This window comes from Kiloniella antarctica (assembly GCF_042682825.1).
Taxonomy (GTDB): Bacteria; Pseudomonadota; Alphaproteobacteria; order Kiloniellales; family Kiloniellaceae; genus Kiloniella; species Kiloniella antarctica.
On record NZ_JBHUII010000011.1, the window covers coordinates 60,026 to 80,463 of the forward strand.

General features: G+C 43.9%; 22 protein-coding genes and 1 pseudogene. 7 read left to right on the plus strand and 16 right to left on the minus strand.

Translation table 11 applies throughout. The features are described 5' to 3' along the window. Positions 1-4: 4 nt before the first annotated feature. From ACFSKO_RS16195 to ACFSKO_RS16210, 4 genes are all read left to right on the plus strand, one after another. A complete protein-coding gene (locus ACFSKO_RS16195; RefSeq protein ID WP_380253535.1) occupies positions 5-1,885 on the plus strand; it encodes an ABC transporter permease in 1,881 nt (626 codons plus the stop codon). Positions 1,886-1,894: 9 nt separating this feature from the next. Beyond that, positions 1,895-2,782, plus strand: coding sequence for a phosphotransferase (locus ACFSKO_RS16200; RefSeq protein ID WP_380253537.1), 888 nt, complete (start codon positions 1,895-1,897; stop codon positions 2,780-2,782). Continuing rightward, complete coding sequence (locus ACFSKO_RS16205; RefSeq protein WP_380253539.1) at positions 2,779-5,238, plus strand: GcvT family protein; 2,460 nt, start codon at positions 2,779-2,781, stop codon at positions 5,236-5,238. The genes ACFSKO_RS16200 and ACFSKO_RS16205 overlap by 4 nt, the downstream gene beginning before the upstream one ends. Positions 5,239-5,447: 209 nt before the next feature. Next, positions 5,448-6,626 carry an iron-containing alcohol dehydrogenase gene (locus ACFSKO_RS16210; protein ID WP_380253541.1) on the plus strand — a complete coding sequence of 393 codons (1,179 nt, stop codon included), beginning with the start codon at positions 5,448-5,450 and terminating at the stop codon, positions 6,624-6,626. 84 nt (positions 6,627-6,710) lie between these two features. Here the strand turns inward: ACFSKO_RS16210 and ACFSKO_RS16215 are convergent, their stop codons facing one another. Together ACFSKO_RS16215 and ACFSKO_RS16220 are read right to left on the minus strand one after the other, a co-directional pair. Continuing rightward, complete coding sequence (locus ACFSKO_RS16215; protein ID WP_380253543.1) at positions 6,711-7,958, minus strand: BaiN/RdsA family NAD(P)/FAD-dependent oxidoreductase; 1,248 nt, start codon at positions 7,956-7,958, stop codon at positions 6,711-6,713. Between the two features lie 44 nt (positions 7,959-8,002). After that, positions 8,003-8,230 carry a YjbQ family protein gene (locus ACFSKO_RS16220; protein ID WP_380253545.1) on the minus strand — a complete coding sequence of 76 codons (228 nt, stop codon included), beginning with the start codon at positions 8,228-8,230 and terminating at the stop codon, positions 8,003-8,005. Between the two features lie 292 nt (positions 8,231-8,522). Between ACFSKO_RS16220 and ACFSKO_RS16225 the strand changes: the two genes are divergently transcribed. Continuing rightward, positions 8,523-9,251, plus strand: a complete 729-nt coding sequence (locus ACFSKO_RS16225; protein WP_380253547.1) for a hypothetical protein — start codon at positions 8,523-8,525, stop codon at positions 9,249-9,251. A 25-nt stretch (positions 9,252-9,276) separates the two neighbouring features. Beyond that, on the plus strand, positions 9,277-10,095 hold the full coding sequence (locus ACFSKO_RS16230) for a hypothetical protein (protein WP_380253549.1): 819 nt from the start codon (positions 9,277-9,279) through the stop codon (positions 10,093-10,095). 38 nt (positions 10,096-10,133) lie between these two features. Here the strand turns inward: ACFSKO_RS16230 and ACFSKO_RS16235 are convergent, their stop codons facing one another. The 13 genes and pseudogenes from ACFSKO_RS16235 to ACFSKO_RS16295 form a co-directional block, all read right to left on the minus strand. Next, the gene (locus tag ACFSKO_RS16235) at positions 10,134-11,738 is read right to left on the minus strand and encodes a sensor histidine kinase (protein WP_380253551.1); all 1,605 of its coding nucleotides are present in this window, start codon (positions 11,736-11,738) and stop codon (positions 10,134-10,136) included. 452 nt (positions 11,739-12,190) lie between these two features. After that, positions 12,191-13,189, minus strand: coding sequence for a tyrosine-type recombinase/integrase (locus ACFSKO_RS16240; protein ID WP_380253553.1), 999 nt, complete (start codon positions 13,187-13,189; stop codon positions 12,191-12,193). Then, positions 13,189-13,437 (minus strand): helix-turn-helix transcriptional regulator, encoded by a 249-nt coding sequence (locus tag ACFSKO_RS16245; protein ID WP_380253555.1) that lies wholly within the window; start codon positions 13,435-13,437, stop codon positions 13,189-13,191. The genes ACFSKO_RS16240 and ACFSKO_RS16245 overlap by 1 nt, the downstream gene beginning before the upstream one ends. Further along, positions 13,438-13,767 (minus strand): hypothetical protein, encoded by a 330-nt coding sequence (locus tag ACFSKO_RS16250; protein ID WP_380253557.1) that lies wholly within the window; start codon positions 13,765-13,767, stop codon positions 13,438-13,440. It lies immediately after the preceding gene. After that, positions 13,764-14,015: a hypothetical protein gene (locus ACFSKO_RS16255; RefSeq protein WP_380253559.1), complete on the minus strand. Its 252-nt coding sequence runs from the start codon at positions 14,013-14,015 to the stop codon at positions 13,764-13,766. The genes ACFSKO_RS16250 and ACFSKO_RS16255 overlap by 4 nt, the downstream gene beginning before the upstream one ends. Further along, positions 14,008-14,292 (minus strand): hypothetical protein, encoded by a 285-nt coding sequence (locus ACFSKO_RS16260; protein WP_380253561.1) that lies wholly within the window; start codon positions 14,290-14,292, stop codon positions 14,008-14,010. The genes ACFSKO_RS16255 and ACFSKO_RS16260 overlap by 8 nt, the downstream gene beginning before the upstream one ends. A 178-nt stretch (positions 14,293-14,470) precedes the next feature. Next, positions 14,471-15,478, minus strand: coding sequence for a hypothetical protein (locus ACFSKO_RS16265; RefSeq protein WP_380253563.1), 1,008 nt, complete (start codon positions 15,476-15,478; stop codon positions 14,471-14,473). Positions 15,479-15,614: 136 nt separating this feature from the next. After that, positions 15,615-16,523 (minus strand): recombinase family protein, encoded by a 909-nt coding sequence (locus ACFSKO_RS16270; RefSeq protein ID WP_380253565.1) that lies wholly within the window; start codon positions 16,521-16,523, stop codon positions 15,615-15,617. A 2-nt stretch (positions 16,524-16,525) separates the two neighbouring features. After that, positions 16,526-17,236: a hypothetical protein gene (locus tag ACFSKO_RS16275; RefSeq protein WP_380253567.1), complete on the minus strand. Its 711-nt coding sequence runs from the start codon at positions 17,234-17,236 to the stop codon at positions 16,526-16,528. 12 nt (positions 17,237-17,248) lie between these two features. Next, complete coding sequence (locus ACFSKO_RS16280) at positions 17,249-17,605, minus strand: hypothetical protein (RefSeq protein WP_380253569.1); 357 nt, start codon at positions 17,603-17,605, stop codon at positions 17,249-17,251. Continuing rightward, positions 17,598-17,858, minus strand: coding sequence for a hypothetical protein (locus ACFSKO_RS16285; RefSeq protein WP_380254464.1), 261 nt, complete (start codon positions 17,856-17,858; stop codon positions 17,598-17,600). The genes ACFSKO_RS16280 and ACFSKO_RS16285 overlap by 8 nt, the downstream gene beginning before the upstream one ends. A 105-nt stretch (positions 17,859-17,963) precedes the next feature. After that, positions 17,964-18,278: pseudogene (locus ACFSKO_RS16290) on the minus strand (pentapeptide repeat-containing protein); the annotation flags it as partial. Between the two features lie 157 nt (positions 18,279-18,435). Continuing rightward, positions 18,436-18,795: a hypothetical protein gene (locus tag ACFSKO_RS16295; RefSeq protein ID WP_380253571.1), complete on the minus strand. Its 360-nt coding sequence runs from the start codon at positions 18,793-18,795 to the stop codon at positions 18,436-18,438. Positions 18,796-18,979: 184 nt separating this feature from the next. On the opposite strand from ACFSKO_RS16295, the gene ACFSKO_RS16300 reads away from it, so the two are divergent. Beyond that, positions 18,980-19,528, plus strand: coding sequence for an HNH endonuclease (locus ACFSKO_RS16300; RefSeq protein ID WP_380253573.1), 549 nt, complete (start codon positions 18,980-18,982; stop codon positions 19,526-19,528). Between the two features lie 205 nt (positions 19,529-19,733). Here the strand turns inward: ACFSKO_RS16300 and ACFSKO_RS16305 are convergent, their stop codons facing one another. Further along, entirely contained in the window at positions 19,734-20,216 is a 483-nt protein-coding gene (locus ACFSKO_RS16305; RefSeq protein ID WP_380253575.1) for a hypothetical protein, read from the minus strand. Between the last annotated feature and the right edge of the window lie 222 nt (positions 20,217-20,438).

Sequence of the window (20,438 nt, forward strand, 5' to 3'; positions counted from 1 at the left end):
ATGGATGTTCAAAATACCTCGAAAATCACAACTCCCAATTAAAAATTACTTCTCCAGTTTCATGGATTGGTTGGTTGAAGATGCAAATTTTGGCTTTTTTACTTTTAAGGAAATGACTCGAAGTTTCTCATGGTTACTGGATGTGCCGCTTTCTTTCGCCACAAGTCTATTTTCAACTGGCTTCTTAGAAGGGCAGGGTAGTCAAGCCGTTCAAATCCTTCCCCCACTTTCCTGGATTGCGGTCATCGCTGTCATTGTTGCTATGGGACATTATGCGAAGGATTGGAAACTTGCTGCTTTTGTTGGCGGATGTTTTCTTTATCTCGCGATATTTGGTCAATGGGACAGTGCTATGGTGACATTGGCATCGATTGTCATTGCTGTGCCGTTTGGTGTTATAGGCGGATTATTACTAGCCGTTGTAGCTTATCGTTCACCGACCTTTGACAGGTGTATATCTCCGGTATTGGATTTGATGCAGACCATCCCGGTATTTGCTTATCTTGTTCCCATTCTTTTCTTGTTTGGTTTTGGGCCTGTTGCGGCAATGATTGCGACGATTATTTATGCAATGCCACCAATGACCCGTATTGCAATTATGTCTTTAAAGGGAGTGCCGAGCGAACTGAGTGATTTTGGCAACATGGCAGGCTGCACTAAAAGACAACTGATGTGGAAAGTCTTGGTTCCAGCAGCAATGCCTGGGTTAATGGTGGGTGTTAATCAAGTTATTATGCTTTCCCTTAATATGGTTATTATTGCCTCTATGATTGGTGCTGGAGGGCTTGGGTACGATGTACTGTCTTCCTTGCGCCGTCTTGATATTGGTGGGGGACTTGAGGCCGGTGTCGGTATTGTAGTTCTTGCAATTGCACTAGACCGTTTGAGTCAGGCTTTTGCGACAAGACCAGACCCTGTTCACTCAGACACGTCACAGACATTTGTGCGTCGCCATCCTTGGCTGGTGACGGTTACTGTGATTGCCATCGTGACCCTTGTTCTTGGTTTGATAATAGCTCCTATTCAAAGTTATCCAGTGGCAATGGAACTTGGTGTTGGGACATCGCTTGCTGAATTTGTAAAGTGGATCAACATCAATTTTTTTGACACTTTGGAAGGTTATAAAACCTTCGTTCTTGTGTACTTTATGGTGCCGGTCAAAATGGTGCTCTTAAAAATGCCATGGGCTTGGACGATCCTTCTTTTATCTGTGGCGGCATGGCAACTTGGTGGTGTTCGTTTGTTGGCGCTGACGCTTGCTCTTAGCCTGTTTATTCTCATGACAGGAATGTGGGAAAAGGCGATGATTACGGTATATCTTTGTGGTGTATCTGTCATTATTGCCTGTGCGATCGGAATTCCTGTTGGTGTGCTTGCCGCAGAGAATCAAAGGTTTGGCCGTATCGTCCAAGTCGTGATTGATACACTGCAAACCTTGCCAAGCTTTGTATATTTGATCCCAGTTGTGATGTTGTTCAGGGTTGGCGATTTCTCAGCAATGGTGGCTGTGGTCCTTTATGCCATTGCTCCGGCAGTTCGTTATGCAACACACGGCATACAACAAATACCAGCCCCCCTCATTGAAGCGGGTGTAACTTCTGGCTGTACCAAACGTCAGCTGCTTTTCAAAATCAAGTTGCCTTTGGCGATGCCGGAAATTCTTCTTGGTCTCAATCAAACCATCATGTTGGCTTTATCGATGTTGGTGATCACAGCGTTGGTTGGCACCAGAGATCTTGGCCAAGAGGTATATATCGCCCTGACTAAAGCTGATACCGGCAGGGGGTTAGTTGCTGGTCTATCCATCGCCTTCATCGCGATCATTGCTGATCGTATGATTGCTGCTGGATCTAAAAAAACGAAACAACGTCTTGGTCTTGGGTAGAACAACGTTATGACGACTAAAATAGAAAAAATTTGTCAGCTTCCTTGTTGGAGCGGTCTTGTTAATCCAGAGCCCCTGGGCGGTGGAATTACAAATCATAATTTTACAGTGAAAGATAAAAACGGAAAATACGTCGTTCGTTTTGGGGATGATATTCCTGTCCACCACGTGATGCGTTTTAATGAACTTGCAGCAAGTAGAGCGGCTTATGAAGCAGGGGTCTCGCCTGAAGTAATATATGCCACTCAGGGAATTATGGTGCTCCGTTTTATAGAGGGTAAATGTTTTGATGAGGCGGCAGTGAGAAAGCCTGCCAATTTGGAAAAAATTATTCCCCTTATTCGCAAAGCACATAGGGAAATACCAAAGTTTCTAAGAGGCCCTTCACTGGTGTTTTGGGTGTTTCATGTCATTAGAGACTATGCGGCAACCCTCAAGGACAAGCAGAGCCGGATGCTCGGCGAAATTCCTTGGTTGCTTGAAAGTGCTGAACATCTTGAACAGGCCGTAGGTCAAGTGGAAATGGTCTTTGGCCATAACGATCTTCTTGCTGCAAATTTCATCGATGATGGTAAACGGCTTTGGTTGTTTGACTGGGATTATGCTGGATTTAATTCACCATTGTTTGACCTCGGCGGTCTGGTTTCCAATTCAGAGTTGGATACGACTGTCGAAAAATCGGTTCTCGAAACTTATTACGAAAAACCTATAACTGATGAGCTGACAATGAAATATGAGGCGATGAAATGTGCCTCTCTCCTCCGAGAAACCATGTGGAGCATGGTGTCTGAAATATACTCAGATATTGATTTTGATTTTAAAAAATACACTGAACAGAACCTCCGTAAATATAAATTAGAGCTTCGAGCCTTCCAAAAAAGTGAGATACAAAAATGACTGATTTACCATCAGCAGATCTGCCATCTGAAGCACGGGTCGTTATAATCGGTGGAGGCATTGTCGGTGCTTCCACAGCCTATCACCTCGGCAAGATGGGATACAGCGACACTATTTTGATTGAACGGGGGAAATTAACCTCTGGAACAACATTCCATGCCGCGGGTCTTGTGGGGCAGTTACGATCGAATGCGAATATTACCCAGTTACTGGGCTATTCGGTTGATCTGTACAAAAACCTTGAAAAGGAAACTGAGCAGGCAACGGGCTGGAAAATGAATGGCGGGCTACGCCTTGCCTGTACGCAAGAACGTTGGACCGAAGTTAAGCGACAGGCTACTACTGCACATTCATTTGGCCTTGATATGCAACTCCTGACCCCGAAGGAAGCACAAGACCTTTGGCCGATGATGACAATTGATGATGTGGTCGGGGCGGCTTTCCTTCCTACGGATGGTCAAGCTAATCCATCAGATATCACGCTTTCGCTCGCCAAGGGTGCACGAATGAACGGTGTTTCAATATATGAAGACACCGAAGTTTTGGATGTTGAGGTTGAAGATGGCCAGGTTGTCGCTGTTATGACAAGCAAGGGCCGGATAAAATGCGACAAAGTGGTGAACTGTTGTGGTCAATGGGCGCGTCAAGAAGCCAAAAAGGTCGGCGTGAATGTGCCGTTGGTGTCTGTTGAACATCAGTTTATGATCACTGAGAAAATTGAAGGCATTACACCAGATTTGCCGACCCTTAGAGATCCGGACCGTCTGACATATTATAAGGAAGATGTTGGTGGCTTGGTTATGGGCGGGTATGAACCCAATGGTATTCCTTGGGCAACAAAAGGTTTTCCTGAGAAATTCCAATTCTCACTTTTAGATTCAAATTGGGATCATTTTGAACAGTTGGTTGAACTTTCTCTTGGTCGCGTTCCTGCATTGGAAACAGCAGGTGTTCGCGAGCTGATCAATGGACCTGAAAGCTTCACCCCGGATGGAAATTTCATTCTGGGTGAGGCGCCAGAACTTAAGAATTATTTTGTTGGAGCCGGATTTAATGCCTTTGGTATCGCTTCAGGCGGAGGTGCTGGTATGGCATTGGCTGAATGGGTCGTAAATGGCGAGCCTCCGTATGATCTTTGGCCGGTTGATATCAGACGCTTTGGTCGGGCTCACTTTGATACAGACTGGGTACGTAAAAGAACCCTCGAAGCCTATGGCAAGCACTACACCATGGCCTGGCCTTTTGAGGAGCATTCAAGCGGCCGACCAAATCGTCGTTCGCCGCTTTATGATCAACTTAAAAGCCAAGGCGCATGTTTTGGTGAGAAATTAGGGTGGGAGCGTCCGAACTGGTTTGCGAGAGAAGGACAAGAAGCCAAAGACATCTACACCTTCAACCGTCAAAATTGGTTTGAAAATGTTGGTGAAGAACACAAATTAACCCGTGAAAATATAACTGTTTTTGATCAATCCTCATTTGCAAAATTCAAGTTGGTTGGGCCAGATTCTGAAAAGGCTCTCACCTGGATTTGTGCTAATGATGTTGCAAAGAAACCAGGTTCTCTGACTTATACCCAGATGCTGAATGATCGTGGGGGGATCGAATGCGATCTCACGGTTGTTCGTATTTCAAATGATGAATTTTATATCGTTACAGGTACTGGTTATGCGACCCATGATTTTGACTGGATTAAAAAGAACATTCCAGAAGGTTTGAATGCTCAGCTTATTGATGTGACCTCAGGTTACTCAGTCCTTTCCGTTATGGGGCCTTGCGCACGAAAGGTACTTCAGAAAATTACAGATGATAATATCAGTAATGAAAGCTTTCCTTTTGGATCAATGCAGACTCTTGGCGTAGCTGGAGCACCTGTTATGGCCTTGCGTGTGACCTATGTCGGAGAGCTTGGGTGGGAACTCCATATCCCAACCGAATTTGCCTTGAATGTATATCAAGCCCTTATGGCAGCGGGGCAAGAGTTTTCAATTGGTAATGCGGGGTATCGCGCCATTGAAAGCTTGCGTCTGGAAAAAGGGTATCGTGCATGGTCATCTGATATTGGTCCAGATCATACGCCGCTGGAAGCTGGTATGGCTTGGGCTTGTAAACTTAAAAAAGAAATTGATTTCAAAGGACGTAAGGCCCTTGAGTTGCAAAAAATCGATGGTGTGAAGAAAAGCCTCTGTTGTTTTACCGTTGATGACCCTTCCATTATTCTTCTTGGTCGTGAAACAATTTATCGCAATGGAGAGCGGGTCGGTTGGCTTACTTCGGCGGGCTTTGGGTTCACAGTGCAAAAGAATATTGGCTACGGGTATGTTCGTAATCAAGAAGGTGTTGACCGCACGTATCTGAAATCTGGTAGCTATGAGCTTGAGGTCGGAACAGAACGCGTTGCTTGCGACATACATTTTACAGCGTTATATGATCCGAAAATGGAAAAAGTGAAGCAATAATGATAACTTCACTAATGATTTGAATGGAACTTATGAACCAGCGCCCCTCTTTTTAGTGGGGCGTTTGGTTTAACTGAGGGATTTCATGAATTTATTTGTTGGTATTTTTATTTTTTTGCCTTAGATATCTTTGGTCGGATCATAAGATCGGGCACATAAGCAAAATACGCGCAAAGCGTAACGCCTTCCACCTTAAACGGAGAATAACCGTGAGCGAAACTATCGAACATATGAAGGGCAATTGGAACTATCCAACAGCTGTCCGTTTCGGCGTCGGCCGAATTAAAGAAATTGCAGAAGTATGCCGTAGCCTTGGTATGAGTAATCCTCTTTTGATTACCGATGCAGGTCTTGCTGCTTTACCAATGGTTGCTGATGTTGTTGCAACTTGTAAAGCTGATGGTCTTGGGTGTGATGTTTTTAGTAACATCAAGCCTAATCCAGTCGGAAAAAACATCGACGATGGTGTGACTTATTATCACGCCGGAAACCATGACGGCGTTATTGCTTTCGGTGGTGGTAGTGGTCTAGATGCTGCTAAAGCTGTTGCGTTGATGGTTGGCCAAGATCGCCCTCTTTGGGACTTTGAAGATGTTGGCGATAACTGGACACGCGCAAACGCAGACAAGATTGCGCCAATCGTTGCTGTACCAACAACTTCTGGTACGGGTTCCGAAGTTGGCCGTGCATCTGTTATTACACACGAAGAAACGCACATTAAAAAAATCATTTTCCATGCGAAGATGATGCCATCAGTTGTTATTGATGATCCAGAATTAACTGTTGGCCTACCAGCAAAGCTTTCTGCGGCAACCGGTATGGACGCTCTGTCACACAATCTCGAAGCTTTCTGTGCTCCAGGGTACCACCCGATGGCAGATGGTATTGCTGTTGAAGGTATTCGTTTGATCCAGAAATCACTGGTGAAAACTGTCGAAGAAGGCACTGATTTGGTCGCGCGGTCTGATATGATGATTGCATCAAGTATGGGGGCGACAGCCTTCCAAAAAGGTCTTGGTGGCATGCACGCGCTGGCGCACCCACTTGGGGGGATTTACGACGCTCATCATGGCATGCTGAATGCTATTTTGATGCCTTATGTACTGATTGCCAATCGATCTGTAATTGAAGAACGTACAGCCTATCTTGCACGCTGTCTCGATCTGGCAGATGCCTCTTTTGATGGTTTCTTACAGTGGGTTCTTGATCTTCGCACGACGCTTGATATTCCAAATGCTTTATCTGCAATCGGAATTGATGAAGAGCGTATTGATGAGATTGGTGTCCTGGCAACCCAAGATCCTTCAGCAGGGGGAAATCCAATTCAATTTACCCCTGAAGAGTATTCCTCCATCTTGCTTAAAGCTGTACGCGGCGATCTTAGCTAAATAGCTTTTTCTATACTAAATTTGCCAAGGGCCTGCATAAAAATGCAGGCCCTTGTTCGTTGATGCATCTTTGGATTGGGGCTGCTAAATAAGATATTTGTTTACAGCCTTGGCGACATGTACAGCCATTGAAAAGCATCCCTGTAACAGGTATCCCCCTGTTGGAGCTTCCCAATCAAGCATTTCACCTGTAACAAAAATGCCAGGCAGTTGCTTTAGCATCAAATTGTTGTCACAGGAGGAAAACTTAATACCGCCTGCTGTTGAAATCGCTCGTTCCAGCGGTCTAGGCTTTGTAAGTGTGATAGGCAGTTTTTTAAGTAATCCTGCCAGAGCTGCTGGAGAATTGAATTCATCTCTTGTACTATAGGACTTCAAGAGTTCTAGGACAGGGATAGAGAGGTGAAGTTCCTGTTTTAGAAAGTGGCTTAAGGAGTTATTTTTATTTCGATGAGAAAGTAGATGTTCAATTTTTTCAGGCGAATGACTGGGCTTGATATCAATGAGGATTTGTGCTTGACCATTTTTATCAATTTTTTCTCTAATCGTCTTACTCAGGGCATAGATGGCACCGCCTTCTAAACCGTAATTTGAGAGCATGATTTCGCCTTTAACAAACTTTTCGTCCAAGGATATAGATATGTTCTTGAGTGGGTGTCCAAAAACCTTTGAAGATATCTGAGGTGGCCAGTTTGTTTCAAAGCCACAGTTTGCTGGTCGTAAAGCGGTAATCTCTACATTCTTTTTTGCAAATTTATTGACCCAGGTTCCATCCGATCCCATGCGTGGCCAACTTGCGCCGCCCAGTGCAAAGATGGCAGCATCATATGAGATTTTCTCGGGAACATCTTTGTCATTTAAAATCAGTAGATCGTTATTGTCACCAAATTCCAGCCATCGGTGTCGGGTATAAATTTTCAACCCATTAGCATTGAGTTTTATTATCCACTCGCGAAGAAGTTCGGTAGCTTTTAATTTATTGGGGAATACTCGTCCACTAGAGCCAACAAAGGTCTCTTGCCCCAAAGCCTGACAAAACGTCCTCAGATCAGTGGGGGTAAATTGATCAAGCAAGGGGGCAAAGAAAGGTGAGTTTTCGTAATATTTGGTTGCAAAAGTGTCGAGGGTTTCACTATGTGTGAGATTAAGTCCCCCTCTGCCAGCTAATTGAAATTTTCTAGCTAGAGAGGGCTTGGATTCATATAGTGACACTTGATGGCCAAAGGCTAAAAGTTGATGAGCTGCCATTAAACCAGCAGGGCCACCGCCTATTATTACAATATGTTTGGAAATCTTCTTAACCTGTTTCGTTTTACTGATGGGTGTTAACAACCATATTTATAATAGCTGGCTTATCGTCGGTGATAAAATTGAAATTAGGCTTCGCCTTTGTTTTTTAGGGCTTTGATTATTTTTTCTGCGAAAGCCCCTTGATCATGACGGCCTTGTAAAAATAGCTCAACGGCTTTATGCGCCGACTCTTTATCATAAGGGACTTGTCCCTTCATCCTTAGTTCTATTTCCTTGAGGACATCGGGATCCAATTTATCTCTGATAGTTTTTAAACTTTTAAGGACTTCTTCTTTTATATCTTCATTTGACATTGGGTTTCCTTCATTCTCATCGACCTACCTGCTTGATATTATGTTTAACAATTTGCCATGGAATGGACACAACTGACGCATATTTTCTCTTATTCAGGTATGATAAAAAGGCAGTTAATCGTATTTCTGATAGTAAACGGCTTTTAAATTAAAATCCATTATTCCGATCCCTTGGATAATAACTGGAAATAATTTAAAGTTGCCATCACGTACTATTGAGGTATATCAACGGTTGGATTTGTCTTTTTGGGACAGACCGACCTTAACACATTTTGTATGGATAGTAATTTCGATGTCTCTCGGCCTTCGTGAAACTCGCCGCCGTCGCTCACATAATTTTCGTTGGGCTCTATTTAAGTGGATGATTGCACTCATTTTGATAGGGGCTGCTGGCTGGTATTCTTATAAAGTTGGTCAGGACCTTGCTAAAAAAGATGTTGTTAAACTTAACGATAAAAACAACGAACTCGAGCAGACTGTTCAAGCTCTGGTGGACTTGAGGGATAAGCTCAAGGCTGAGTTGGTGAATACAAAACAGATCGCTTCTGAATGGGAAGGTCGCTACCGAAGTGACGTTCCAACAGGTGAGCTTAAGGTGATTGTGACCAATTTACAGGAAAAAATCAGTAATGGTGTTTCACTGGATCGTTTGGGATTCTTGATCTCGAGTGCTGAAAATGAGCAAGCATGTGACAATAATCCTGTTACGAAACGTTTCTATGTGAACACGCCGATCTATACCGGTGTGAATGATAATGTCAGTTTTGCGCGTGGAGGGGTTACGATCACTGCTAATGGTGTGTCCGCTTTTAACGCTGAAAACAAAGTTGAGGCGTGGTACGATCCAGCAAAATCACTCGATTTTGTTTTTACCATTATTGGGGGAAAACAGGTAAAACTCAGTGGAAAATTACCACTTCATCAATCCGTTGTGGTTAATAAATCAGAATACCGCTTTTCTATAAATACTGGTGCTAGAGGGTTTGTTCAAGTTGTTGGTGACCGCTGTGATTACCCTTAATAAATTAATAATTTGAGTTAAATAAATGTTGTCCGAGGCGCTTAGTTATATCTTTGCCAAGTGTCAAAGAAAGTATAGGCGTCTCGGGTATTTAAAAGAAGCAATTGCGATCGAAGCCCGGCATAAACGATGCAAATCGGCTTGGGCCGATCATTTAAAAAAATCCCAACAAGAAATTATTAACGCAGTAAGAAAAACCAAAGGGCGGAAGCGTATTGTTATTCTTGGTGCAGGCTCCGGGTATGATATTCCACTTAAATTTTTACTTTCGGAATTCAAAGAAATTCATCTCGTCGATGTTATTTTTCTTGGATCTATCATAAAACGAGCTCAGAAATACCCGCAGATAAAGTTATTGGAAAGAGATGTCACAGGAACCATTGATTATTTATTTGAAAGTGGAGAGGCCATCAATCTGGAGAAATTAAACCTGACTCCTCCAATAGATGTGTTATGCGGTGCAGATCTCGTAATTTCATGCAATCTAATGTCTCAACTTCCTTTTAATATCAGAAATAAGATTCAGGGGTTAGAGGGCGAGACGTCTTCTGAGGCGATTGACCTCTTTTGCCGTTCCCTCATTCTTTCCCACTTGAATTGGCTAGAAAGTTGTAAGGCCACAGTTTTACTATTAACTGACCTGGAACAACATTTTGTCCCACGGGATCATAGTAAAAAGAAGACAGATAGAGAAAATGCTCTTTTTGGTCTGGTTATTGATAAGGCAGATCAGTATTGGATATGGGATATAGCACCTTGTCCAGAAGTGGATAAAAACTATTCACTGGTACATTTGGTAGGTAGTTTCTACTTACAAAAAAAAGATAAATTTCAAATTAGGTAAATTTGAAATATTTGTCGTATCTTACGGGGATGCAGTGTTTAAAATATTGCGGTTACAGTTGTTCCTTTTCCCAACTCGCTTTCTATTGACATTTTACCACCATGTAACTCGACGAGCTGTTTGGTAATCGGAAGACCTAATCCCGATCCTTCATAACGTTTACTCATGTGGTCTCGTTCTATTTGGGCAAAGGGAGTAAGAGCTATTGGAATGTCTTCAGAAGCCATTCCAATGCCTTGATCAATCACTCTTAAAATTAAATTTTTTTCTTGATGATCTAGTTGAATTGTAACTTCTTTACCCTCAGAAAATTTTATTGCATTACCCAATAAATTAATAACGATTTGTCTGAAACGATGCTTATCAAGTTGTATTAGAAAATGTTCGGGAATATTTATATCTTGAACGACGCTTACGGTATTTAGTACTGCGATTTTTGACATCATGTTTACGGCTTCATTGACAAGGTTTAATGGATCACCATCACTCAAGTCTAAGGTCAATAATCCCGCGTCTATTTTTGACAAATCCAGCATATCATTGATTAGTTCCAACAAGTGTTCACCACTTTGATGTATGTGTTGAACGTAATCACGATATAGCATTGGTTCTTTGCCCAATATTTCCATGCTCATTGCTTCTGTAAAACCAATAATAGCGTTTAATGGTGTTCTAATTTCATGGCTCATGTTTTGTAAAAAAGAAGTTTTGGCCTTACTGGCTTCTTCAGCAGCTTTTTTTGCTTGAATCAGTTGGTTCTCATTAATTTTTCGCTCTCCGATGTCTTCAATGATTGCAATGAAGTAATCTTGTGCACTTTCTTCACGGTTAAGGACTGTGGTCTGTGTGACCCAAACAATGTTTCCGTCCTCGCATAAATATCTCAGATCTTCTATTGATATTTCTTGGGTATTTGATGTTAGTTTATTAAGATTATTTTTGTTTTTATCTCTGTCTGATGGATGAGTAATACTGCTTATCGGTGTGGTTGCGAGAACGTCTTTATCTCTACCGATGATACTGGAAAAACGGTTATTCACGAGCAATATGTTTCCGTCTAGAGAGATATGAGCTATGCCAACGCCTGCGTGTTCAAAGGTTCGTTTAAATCTTTCTTCACTGGCATGGAGCTCGTTTTCTGCGGCTTGGTTTTCAAGCTCTGCTGCTGCACGAACGGCCACGATCTGCAATAAGGTTTCAGCGAGTTTTGTCTCGACAAGCGGCTTATCATCCATAAGGGCAATGAGACCTATGGCTTCCCCTTTAGAATCCCATAGAGGGATGCCGACGTAACTTTCAGCCATCATTGTTACAAGTAATTCGTCTTTTGGAAATATTTTCTGTACTTGCTCTGTATAACAGCAAAGTGTCTTCCCTATTACATTCTCACAAGGTGTTCCTTTAAGAGAATAAGTAACATTTTCGGTTATTTTTCCTTGGGCATAAAGAGAAATAGTTTGTACGGAATTATTGTCTAAAGGATCGAATTTATCGACAAATGCGTAAGCAACATTTAGGGATTCTGCTAGATGTGTGACTAAAGCAACAAAAAAGTCGTCGGTAGATTTTTTCCACCCGCGTTGAGCTATAAAATAGAGCGTATCGTCAATTTTACTATGGTTATCCTTGGGTTTTATTGGCATGGGTGTCTCATGTTTATTTGGTCCCATAATTATCCTTCGGTTTTTATGCCAACTGTTTAAGAAACCAGAGTGTTATAAAAGCGGGGCTTACCGCCGTATCTGTCAAAGTGTAATGACGGTTAGTGAACTGAGGTCTTTACTAGATCATTCCTGTGACGAACTTGATAGAGAGTGTGTGTTTAAACAAAGGAGGTAGCCGTATCTGTTATAGAGAAATAGTTATTTAAGACCGCTTTTATATATTACGATTAAAAGTTGAAATTTATATTAATAATACAAATTTTTATAGTTTGTGCCGAATATTATAAAACGGCTTATTGTATAGATATAGTAAATATTATCAAAAAATATAAATAAAAGTTAATACTTAACTAAAGGTTAAGCATTGTATCGCGTATCTCGTTGAATTTAGTGTAAAAAATATTGTGAGTTTACCGTATTTATACAAAAGTTTACAATTTGTTGCCTTTAGCAAGCTTGTTCATAGCCTGCTTTGCTTGTCTTTTTTGGTCCAATTTCTTAACGTAATGCGAAACCATTTCAACTGAGCTGTGTCCGGTTATAGACATTATTTGGCGCTCAGTACAGCCCGCATCGGCAAGGGCCACAGCGGATGACTTTCTTAGCCCGTGAAAATGAAGATCTTTTGGTAGCCCTATTTTGCTCCTATGCGCGATAAATAAATTAGTGAAGTGGCTACGGCTGTAAGGCTTATCCTTTGTCCTATCGACGATGTACACGCCTCTTTCTTCTATCGGGACGCTGCTTAATTTTTTTAATAAAATTGGGTGACAAGGGATATGCAATTCAATCCCTGTTTTCTGCTGTTTGACAAAGATAAGACCATCAGCAAAGTCGTCCCACTTCATTTTCAAACAATCAGAGACTCTTTGCCCTGTGAACAAGCCTAAAGCAGCGCTCATACTGAGAGTTTTTGAAGCGCCCACAAGGAATCTCTTAAATTCATCATCCGTCCATGGGCGATATTCGCCTGTCTCAAGTTTCTTGATTCCTCGCGCCGGATTATCAGTCCTATACTCCATATCAATGGCAAACCTCATCAAGTTACTTATGACGGACACGATGAGGTTTGCTGTCGAAGGCTTGTCTGAGTATTTGGTTTGAATTTTCTTACAATGCGCCCGTGTTAGCCCACGAATAGGCAGGTCTGTTAAAGGCTTTAATTTTTCCATCTGAGTAACGTAATTGCTTTTGGTATTCTTACTGCGCTGAGTAAACTCAGGGCTTGCCTTATACTCCTCAATCAACTGACCAAGAGTGCCTTCTTTTGGCCGGCCAAATCTGGATTGCTCTTCGAGAGCCACCATGAATTCAACAGAATTCGGATCATTGGGGAGGCGCGCACGGGTAAAGCGGTGGTAATAGTAATACTTATGCCCCTTTGAGGTCTTCTTTTTAACCCTATGTATGTGCTTGAGGTTGATTTTCATTAGTCCATCTGTTCCAAGAACTCGTCAACGATTGCGTCCGCGCTTAAAATCTTGGTCGCGTCCTTATCTTTCCCCTTCATGAGCTGATCTATCTCTTCGCGATCGATGCGGGGCTGTTTGTCTGTCGGGATGTATTTTGGTGTAATATATCCATCCTTGATCAAGCGTTTCAAACAGGCTTCAGAGCAGCTTAAATAGTGCTGTGCGGTGGTCTGGCGAAGATACCTGGGGTCGATTGATGCCTTCATCTACTCCGCCTCCCGCTGTTCTTTTTCTCTACCCCAATTGCTACAATCATCAACAGCAACTCTTTTCTGGTAGCCTTGCGATTGATTGAAATTATCCGTTAGCCAAATATCGCCCATGCGGCTAGCGCCAGTTACTCGGTATCTCTTACCCTCAAAATTACAAAACAGTTTATGTTGAAGTACAAACTCATCAACAGACATTCTGAGTGATGCAGGAAATCTGAATTGTGCTAGAACCCATCTTGCATATGAGGCGTTGCGGTCTTCTCGACCACGCTCTGATATATTTCCGTAATCAATAAAGTCGTCGACGTGTGTTTCTTCACTCATCCCGCACCGCCTTGCTGTTTTTCTATGAAATTAGAGCGACAATCCCCGCAAAAGGCCTTGCCTTCCCCCTTTAATGCAGCTCTGTGCATTTCCCACCTATCGCCTTTGTAAGCTTGCTCTAGTTGGTCTAACTCTCCTTGAGAGACAACAACGGACCATGCCATAATTTTACAGTTTGGGGCTTCACATGAAAATGGACCCCACGTTTCGGAGTAAGTGAAAATTCGTTCTCTATTAAACTCACTCACCTTGCACCTCCAGCCTGAGTTCTTTGATGATCTCAACGGCGTCATCTCGATATAACTGCCACTTCTCACGACAATTTTTACAGCCTACACTTGCGACGATTTTAGCTATAGCCTCGACCCTCTCCGGCGTGACCTTCCCGGCGTTGGGGCTGGCTTGGATCATGGCATCGTAAATATCTTGGTAAGTGACCTGTCCGCCACATGTGAATTTTAGTTTGATATTCTGCATCTCATCCGTAGCCACTTTTGGAACGAGCGCCATTTGCGTTTCAGTCATTGGCGATCTCCGCGACCTGCCCTGCACTTTGGGCAATTATTTATGTATTTCGTGTACCCACAGGACCCACACTTAAGCACAGGGATAGTGAAATAATGGATGCAATCGGCAGTACCCGTCTTTTTCATTTTGTGGTTTAGGCAGAAAAACGCCTTTAAAAAACTACATATCTTATACATCACTCGCCCTCCGGCATTGTCATTGGGAAATCCCCATTCTCCGATAACCAATCAAAATGTGGTCGCGGCAACTCTCTTATCTTTTCAGTTGGGGTGTAGTCCACAGGGCAATTTATATAGTGGTTGCGCGGAGTTTTTGTTATATATCCGCCCTCAACAAGCTCAGTCAGAGCGTCGCATACTGAAGGGTGAATCAGCCACGGGCGGTCAAATGACAGCGAGCTTCTGGCATTCGCAAAGTAAGTAAAGGCTATGACTTTTGCTTTTGTTGATAGGTTCGCGCTGTCCTCGTTGGCTTCACTGGCTTTGGAGGCGAGTTCCTTTGTGCTGGATAGGGCTTGTTTAGCCATACTCATCGCACCAGCTATGTACTCATGCCCTTCACCAGGTTTTCCATCTTCGACCATGCAAAACGCCGTGTCGAAATTATCGACCATACACTTTAAAGCCCCCTCCAGCACTTTGACGCGCGCCTGGAGTTTGGAAACGTCTTTATCTAATTCTTTTTTATGTTGGTCTGATATTTTTGCAGTCAAAGCGACCATGTCTTTTGCAAGCCTTAAAGTCTCAATCTCGGCTTGCTGGCTTTGGATTAACTCAACAGCTTCACCCATCAACCCACCATATTCGCGCTCAGTTTCAAACTCTGGGCCGTCAAAGTTTACTGAAATATCCACACTTGTTGACACGAGCCTTCCAACTAATTCGTTGACGCCGACACTATGGTCACCCTCGGGGCTGGTGCGGGTGTTCAAGGCCATAAGATCTTCGTATGTAATGACCGTAGATGCACACCCGAGAGGCTGCACGTCAGACATATACAAGACTTCAGAGGACATCGAACCCCATCCTATAAAATTATACTTTCTCCAATTCGAGCGCCATTTAGATTCATCCTTAGTGAGATCAGCACCTAAATCGGCAAACTTTCTACAAATGTTAAGGTGTTGCTCATCGGTCAATCCTTCGAGCGCGACGTAACAACCTTTCCCATCCTGCTTACTCATAATCTTTCCTCTCGAAAACTTCTCTGACACGTCGCTCTGTCTCCGGCATTGCTGAGACTGCGGCTAAGGCGGCTTGTAGTTCTTTGCTCATTTAACTCTCATCATCCCGCCCTTTGCTGGAGGTTTTGGAGGTTGGTTATTGGGCTACGTCTTCTTGAGGCCACGCAGCTTCGTAAGCATCAATCGTGTCTGGACTTTTGAGGTTTTCGAGCATGGCGTAGCCTGTCGCACGATCAGGCGCGTCTTGAATGAGTTTGATCACCTTATCTTCCAGTTCGTCCTCACTGGCGCACTCAATAACCTCACCGTTCCAATCCGTAGCGGTCCACGAGAGATCTTCAGGTTCGTCAAAGCTCGGCACTTCTTCGGCTGAAACGTCAACCATCTTTGGCTCGGGCTTCTTTGGTTTTTGAGCGGTTGAAGGTTGTAGCTGTGGCTTATAAGTCCCGCTTGGATCAGCTCTTAGTTCACCGTTGGCTTGCATGTCGTCCAGCTCGTCGCTTGAGTGCATACCGAACATAACTTCAGGCATGTTGAGGCGAATAAGGAAGGTAGCGGCACGGTAGGAAAGCATAAGCTCCGGCAGCGATTTGTATTTAGAGTTGCTGGTCCAGCCTTCCGCTTTTGCCATTTTGAAGCTGACAGTTTGCTTAATCTCGTTACCGCCAAACTCATCCTTGAGTTTTGCAATTGCTGTTACCTTCATTGCTTCGCCTTCGCCCTCGGTTTCAAACCGGATAGGGTGCGCGAGCTTTCCGCACTGGTTGGCGCGGCTGATAAGGTAAGTTGTTTTCCAGCCCGGAGATCCATGAACAAAGTAGATATTTTGGGCCAACATAATTGGGTTGATCTGCATATCTAAAGCCATAATGCAAACAAGCGTACAATCGGCCTGTTTGCCTTGGAGGTGTTTAGGCACGAGTTGAGAGCTTGAAAGCATATTTCCGGCGCGCTGCATCTGGGTGAACAGGCCCGCGTCAGTGTATGCAGCCATAGGGCTATTGCTTGGAGCTACAACTGGAATAATATTTTGATGTTCACTCATGATTATTTCACTACCGCTTGTTGTTCTTTGGTGACGCTTACGCCGGGAATTTCTGTAATTCCATCGGCATGAGCTGCGCGTGCGGCTTTTAGAATGTCATCGTCTGACAGGTATTGCAGGAGGACCGCTGTGACTTTGCTCCGATCTTCGATTGCAAAGACGGTCTTTGTCCGAAGGCTGGCAGTCTGGCCGTAATCGGTGCGCACAGAGGTGTCGGCAGCTTTGATCGTAGAAGCCTTTTCAGCGGCCTTATCTGCACGCTGCTTTTCGACTTCATTGCTGGCTGCTTCTTGTTCTGCTTTGGCTTTCGCTTCGGCCTCCTTTCGGGCTTTGTCGGCAGCTTCAGAAGCAAGGCGTTGTTGCTCTACTTGGTAGGTTGTTAGCTTTTGGCCTGCGATGGTCTTTGCAGTTTTAAGAGCTTCACCGAACGGCTTAAAATAAGCTTCAATGGTTTTGTTTGCGTCCAAGTGAGGGCGCTTTTCATCGCCTTTGCATTTGGTAGCGTTCTTATCTGCAACAGCAATCTGCTTGATAAGGGTTGTTACCTTGTCGGCAACTTCTGCGCTCTCAACTTTTGGAACCTTGTGAGCTGCTTCATAGAGTTGAGCAACGCGACCCTCAATGCCGTCGTACTTTTCTTTGAGAAGGTCGGTTAAAATTGCTGCATCTGAGGGGGGATTGTTGTGGCCTGCTTCGGCGGCTTGATAATCCATGGCTGTAAATCCTTAGAATGTTGGGACAGGTAACTCGTTGAGGTCAACGGCTTTGCGTGGGTTTGCTTCCGGCATAAAGGGGGCGCTCTCTTCGGCCCACTGCTTTGTTGCCGTGAAGTATTCGAATTCTTCTTTAGTGATCGATGTATTGATCCAAACCTTGAAGGGGTCGGCTTCTACGCCGTTCGCCTCAGCCATGAGCCAGCCTGCACGATCACAACTTGGGCGGCTGATATGGGGAATGCCACCACCTATGGTGCATTCACATTCCCGCCAGATACGAGCGGCAACCCAAGGGCCATTTTTGACAAGGCGGGTCTTGAAGTAACCGGGCTGAGGGTTTCCGATATCACGAGAAACGCTAGGCATCGGCTGAGCCTTCCGCTTTGGCACCCTCGATATCAGATAACCGTTTCATATCGGCAAGCGCGGTTTCGTCATCTGTGTAGAAGTCTGGAATTCCGTCACGGGTGAAATATTCAGGATCAGAGGCCGCATAAATCGCTAACGCTGCGGCAGGTGTTCCTATCTTATCTTCCAGCTTCTTGCCTTCCTTACCAGCCAGAGTGACGACCCACCCAGCACGACAATGCGTTGTCTCGCATGTGTGCCAATCCGTCATGTCCAGTGCGTTTTCTAAGGACGATGCGGCGAAGACTTTTTGGTGAATGCTGGTTAGTTTCGGAGCACCCCCGAGATCGGCACCCCTGAGATCGGCACCCCTGAGATTGGCATCCCAGAGATCGGCACCCCTGAGATCGGCACCCCCGAGATCGGCATCCCAGAGATCGGCACCCCTGAGATCGGCACCCCCGAGATCGGCACCCCTGAGATTGGCATCCCAGAGATCGGCACCCCTGAGATCGGCACCCCCGAGATCGGCACCCCTGAGATCGGCACCCCTGAGATTGGCGTTGTTTTTGATAGCCCACTTGACCGACAGGCCAAGTTTTATCAGTGTGCTTTCGTTATCGTAACAGTCGATTTCTGCGGTAAAGAGGACTGAGCCCGTAAAGCGGTGTTTAATGTCAAATCTTATCATTTGATTGTCTCCAATATCGAGGCTTAAAGCCCTCGTTCAATTTGCAAAAGAAACGCAAGGGGGTCTTCTATGCCCGAAAGCCACGCGAAGAAGATTAGGACTGTGAGGAATGCAGTGGAGGCGACTAACGCCCCCTTTGCCATGAGTTCTAGGGCCTTCATTGTGTCGCCTCACGAACGCCGAACATTTCAGAGAAAGGCTGCACGAACAGAGCTCCAAAGGAGTTTTCATCATCAAAGACATGTCCAACGCCTTCGAGGCTTTCTGTAGCATCAGCGAGGAAGCGACGGTTTTTAGATAGATCATCAAAAGCAAGACCCTTTAGCGTGTCTGGCAGGTCGCTCAATGAAGTCTCTTTGCTCGGATAGGGCTTATTGCCAATCATCTGTAGCCCAGTAATCACAGGGCGGTTATCAGCAACAACAACTGTCGCGACAACCTCAAAGCTGGTTATAAAAAAACCATCAACATCATAATCCCAAGTGAAAGGTACTGTTGCTTCTTGAATGCTTACCATCTCGCTAATCCCTATCGTTGTTCTTCGTTCGATAAGGGTAATGTAATGCGGTTAAAAAGCCGCGTCAACAAAATAATGTCAAATAACCGCATTTAATGTTGTCAATAATCCGCACATAAGGCATAAAGCCCTTATCAGCGATTCGTTGATCGCCTCATATGGTTTGGGAAGTAAGGATAATCCGATGGCAAGAAAGAAAACTAAAAGCGGCTATCCTAAGAATTATTTTGATGGAAAATTAAAGATAATTAATCGAATGAGTAGGGAGGGCGCACGCACAACAAATAGGAATGTTCGCGTTGGCCTTCTTTATAAGAGGTGGCTGGAGCATGTGGGCGACGAAATCAGAGCTTTCGATCAGGGTGATATGGTATCTGATATGGTGGCGTGGCTAGAGGGAACGGAAGAAAATGTGTGTCCAATAGCCATAGCTAAGAAAAAAGCATCTAGAGAAGCAAAGAAAACAAGAGAGGAAATGAAGGCGTTTTATGCATCGTGGGATTGGAAGAAGTTAAGGTATTCAGTGATATTAGAATACGGCAATAAATGTATGTTGTGCGGATCCGGCCCTGAGCATGACAGAATAGTTGTGGACCATATTAAGCCTATATCAAAATTTCCTGATTTGGCGTTAGAAAAAGACAACCTTCAAGTTCTTTGCGATACGTGCAATATGGGTAAAAGCAACATTCATTTTGACGATCACAGACCCTCACCATTGAGCAAAAACTAAATAAACTCAGTGTTTCAGGTATTGATCTGAGTAAAAAAAAGAAGGTGAGTTTAAAAAAAGAGACTGGCGGTCGGGACGAAAAACTATTCACGCATTTTTCTCTTAGAGATTTGGGGGTTTTAGTATAAAAAAATAGCGTGTCGGATAAACCGAACACGCTTTGTTGATTGTGATTAACCCCCGGCTTAAAGGCTGGGGGTTAATTTTAAGCGGCTGTCAGATGTTGTCTAGCATAGGACTTGGCGATATGTGGGGCGGCATTTTTAATTTCCTTATCAAGAACAGTTATCTTTAGGAATAAGCCAAAGGCGACTAAACCTTTTAGGCTTGGCCTCGCCATGACAGACCTTACCCAATGATAGTTTAACAAGGACCAATCCTCCTCTATTTCTGGGGGGATATCCGGGCGCGGGGTTGCAGGGATTGTTTTTTTATCTCTCACGACTTCGGATAACGCAGAAATTACTAAGTCAATAGCCCTTTTGTTGCCAAGCGTTTCAGAGTACAGGTTGATCCGTTCCAATAATTCTGGTGTGATCTTTTCCGACTCAATAAGTTGGTAAGATATCGCGTAGAATTTTTCACGATGCTCTCGCCTTTGAGCAACGCTAAATAAGCCCCATTTGGCATATTTTTTTAAGCAAAAAGAACCTAGTAATGTTAGAAGAATTATTGCAATTTCAATCATTTAGATCTAACTCCTCTCCAAATAACTTGATTCTAGCCTTACTGTAGGCATCTTTGTAGGCGATCTCTTCTGCTCTGCACCGTCTACGGTCGCTTCTATCTTCTTTAATAAACTTTAATAATGGCTTAATTGTGTAGCACATGAAGAAAGTGAAACAAACGATTGTGAGAGCGTATATTTTATAGTCGTCCGACCCAAAGATCTTTAAAAAGTTAAAATCAG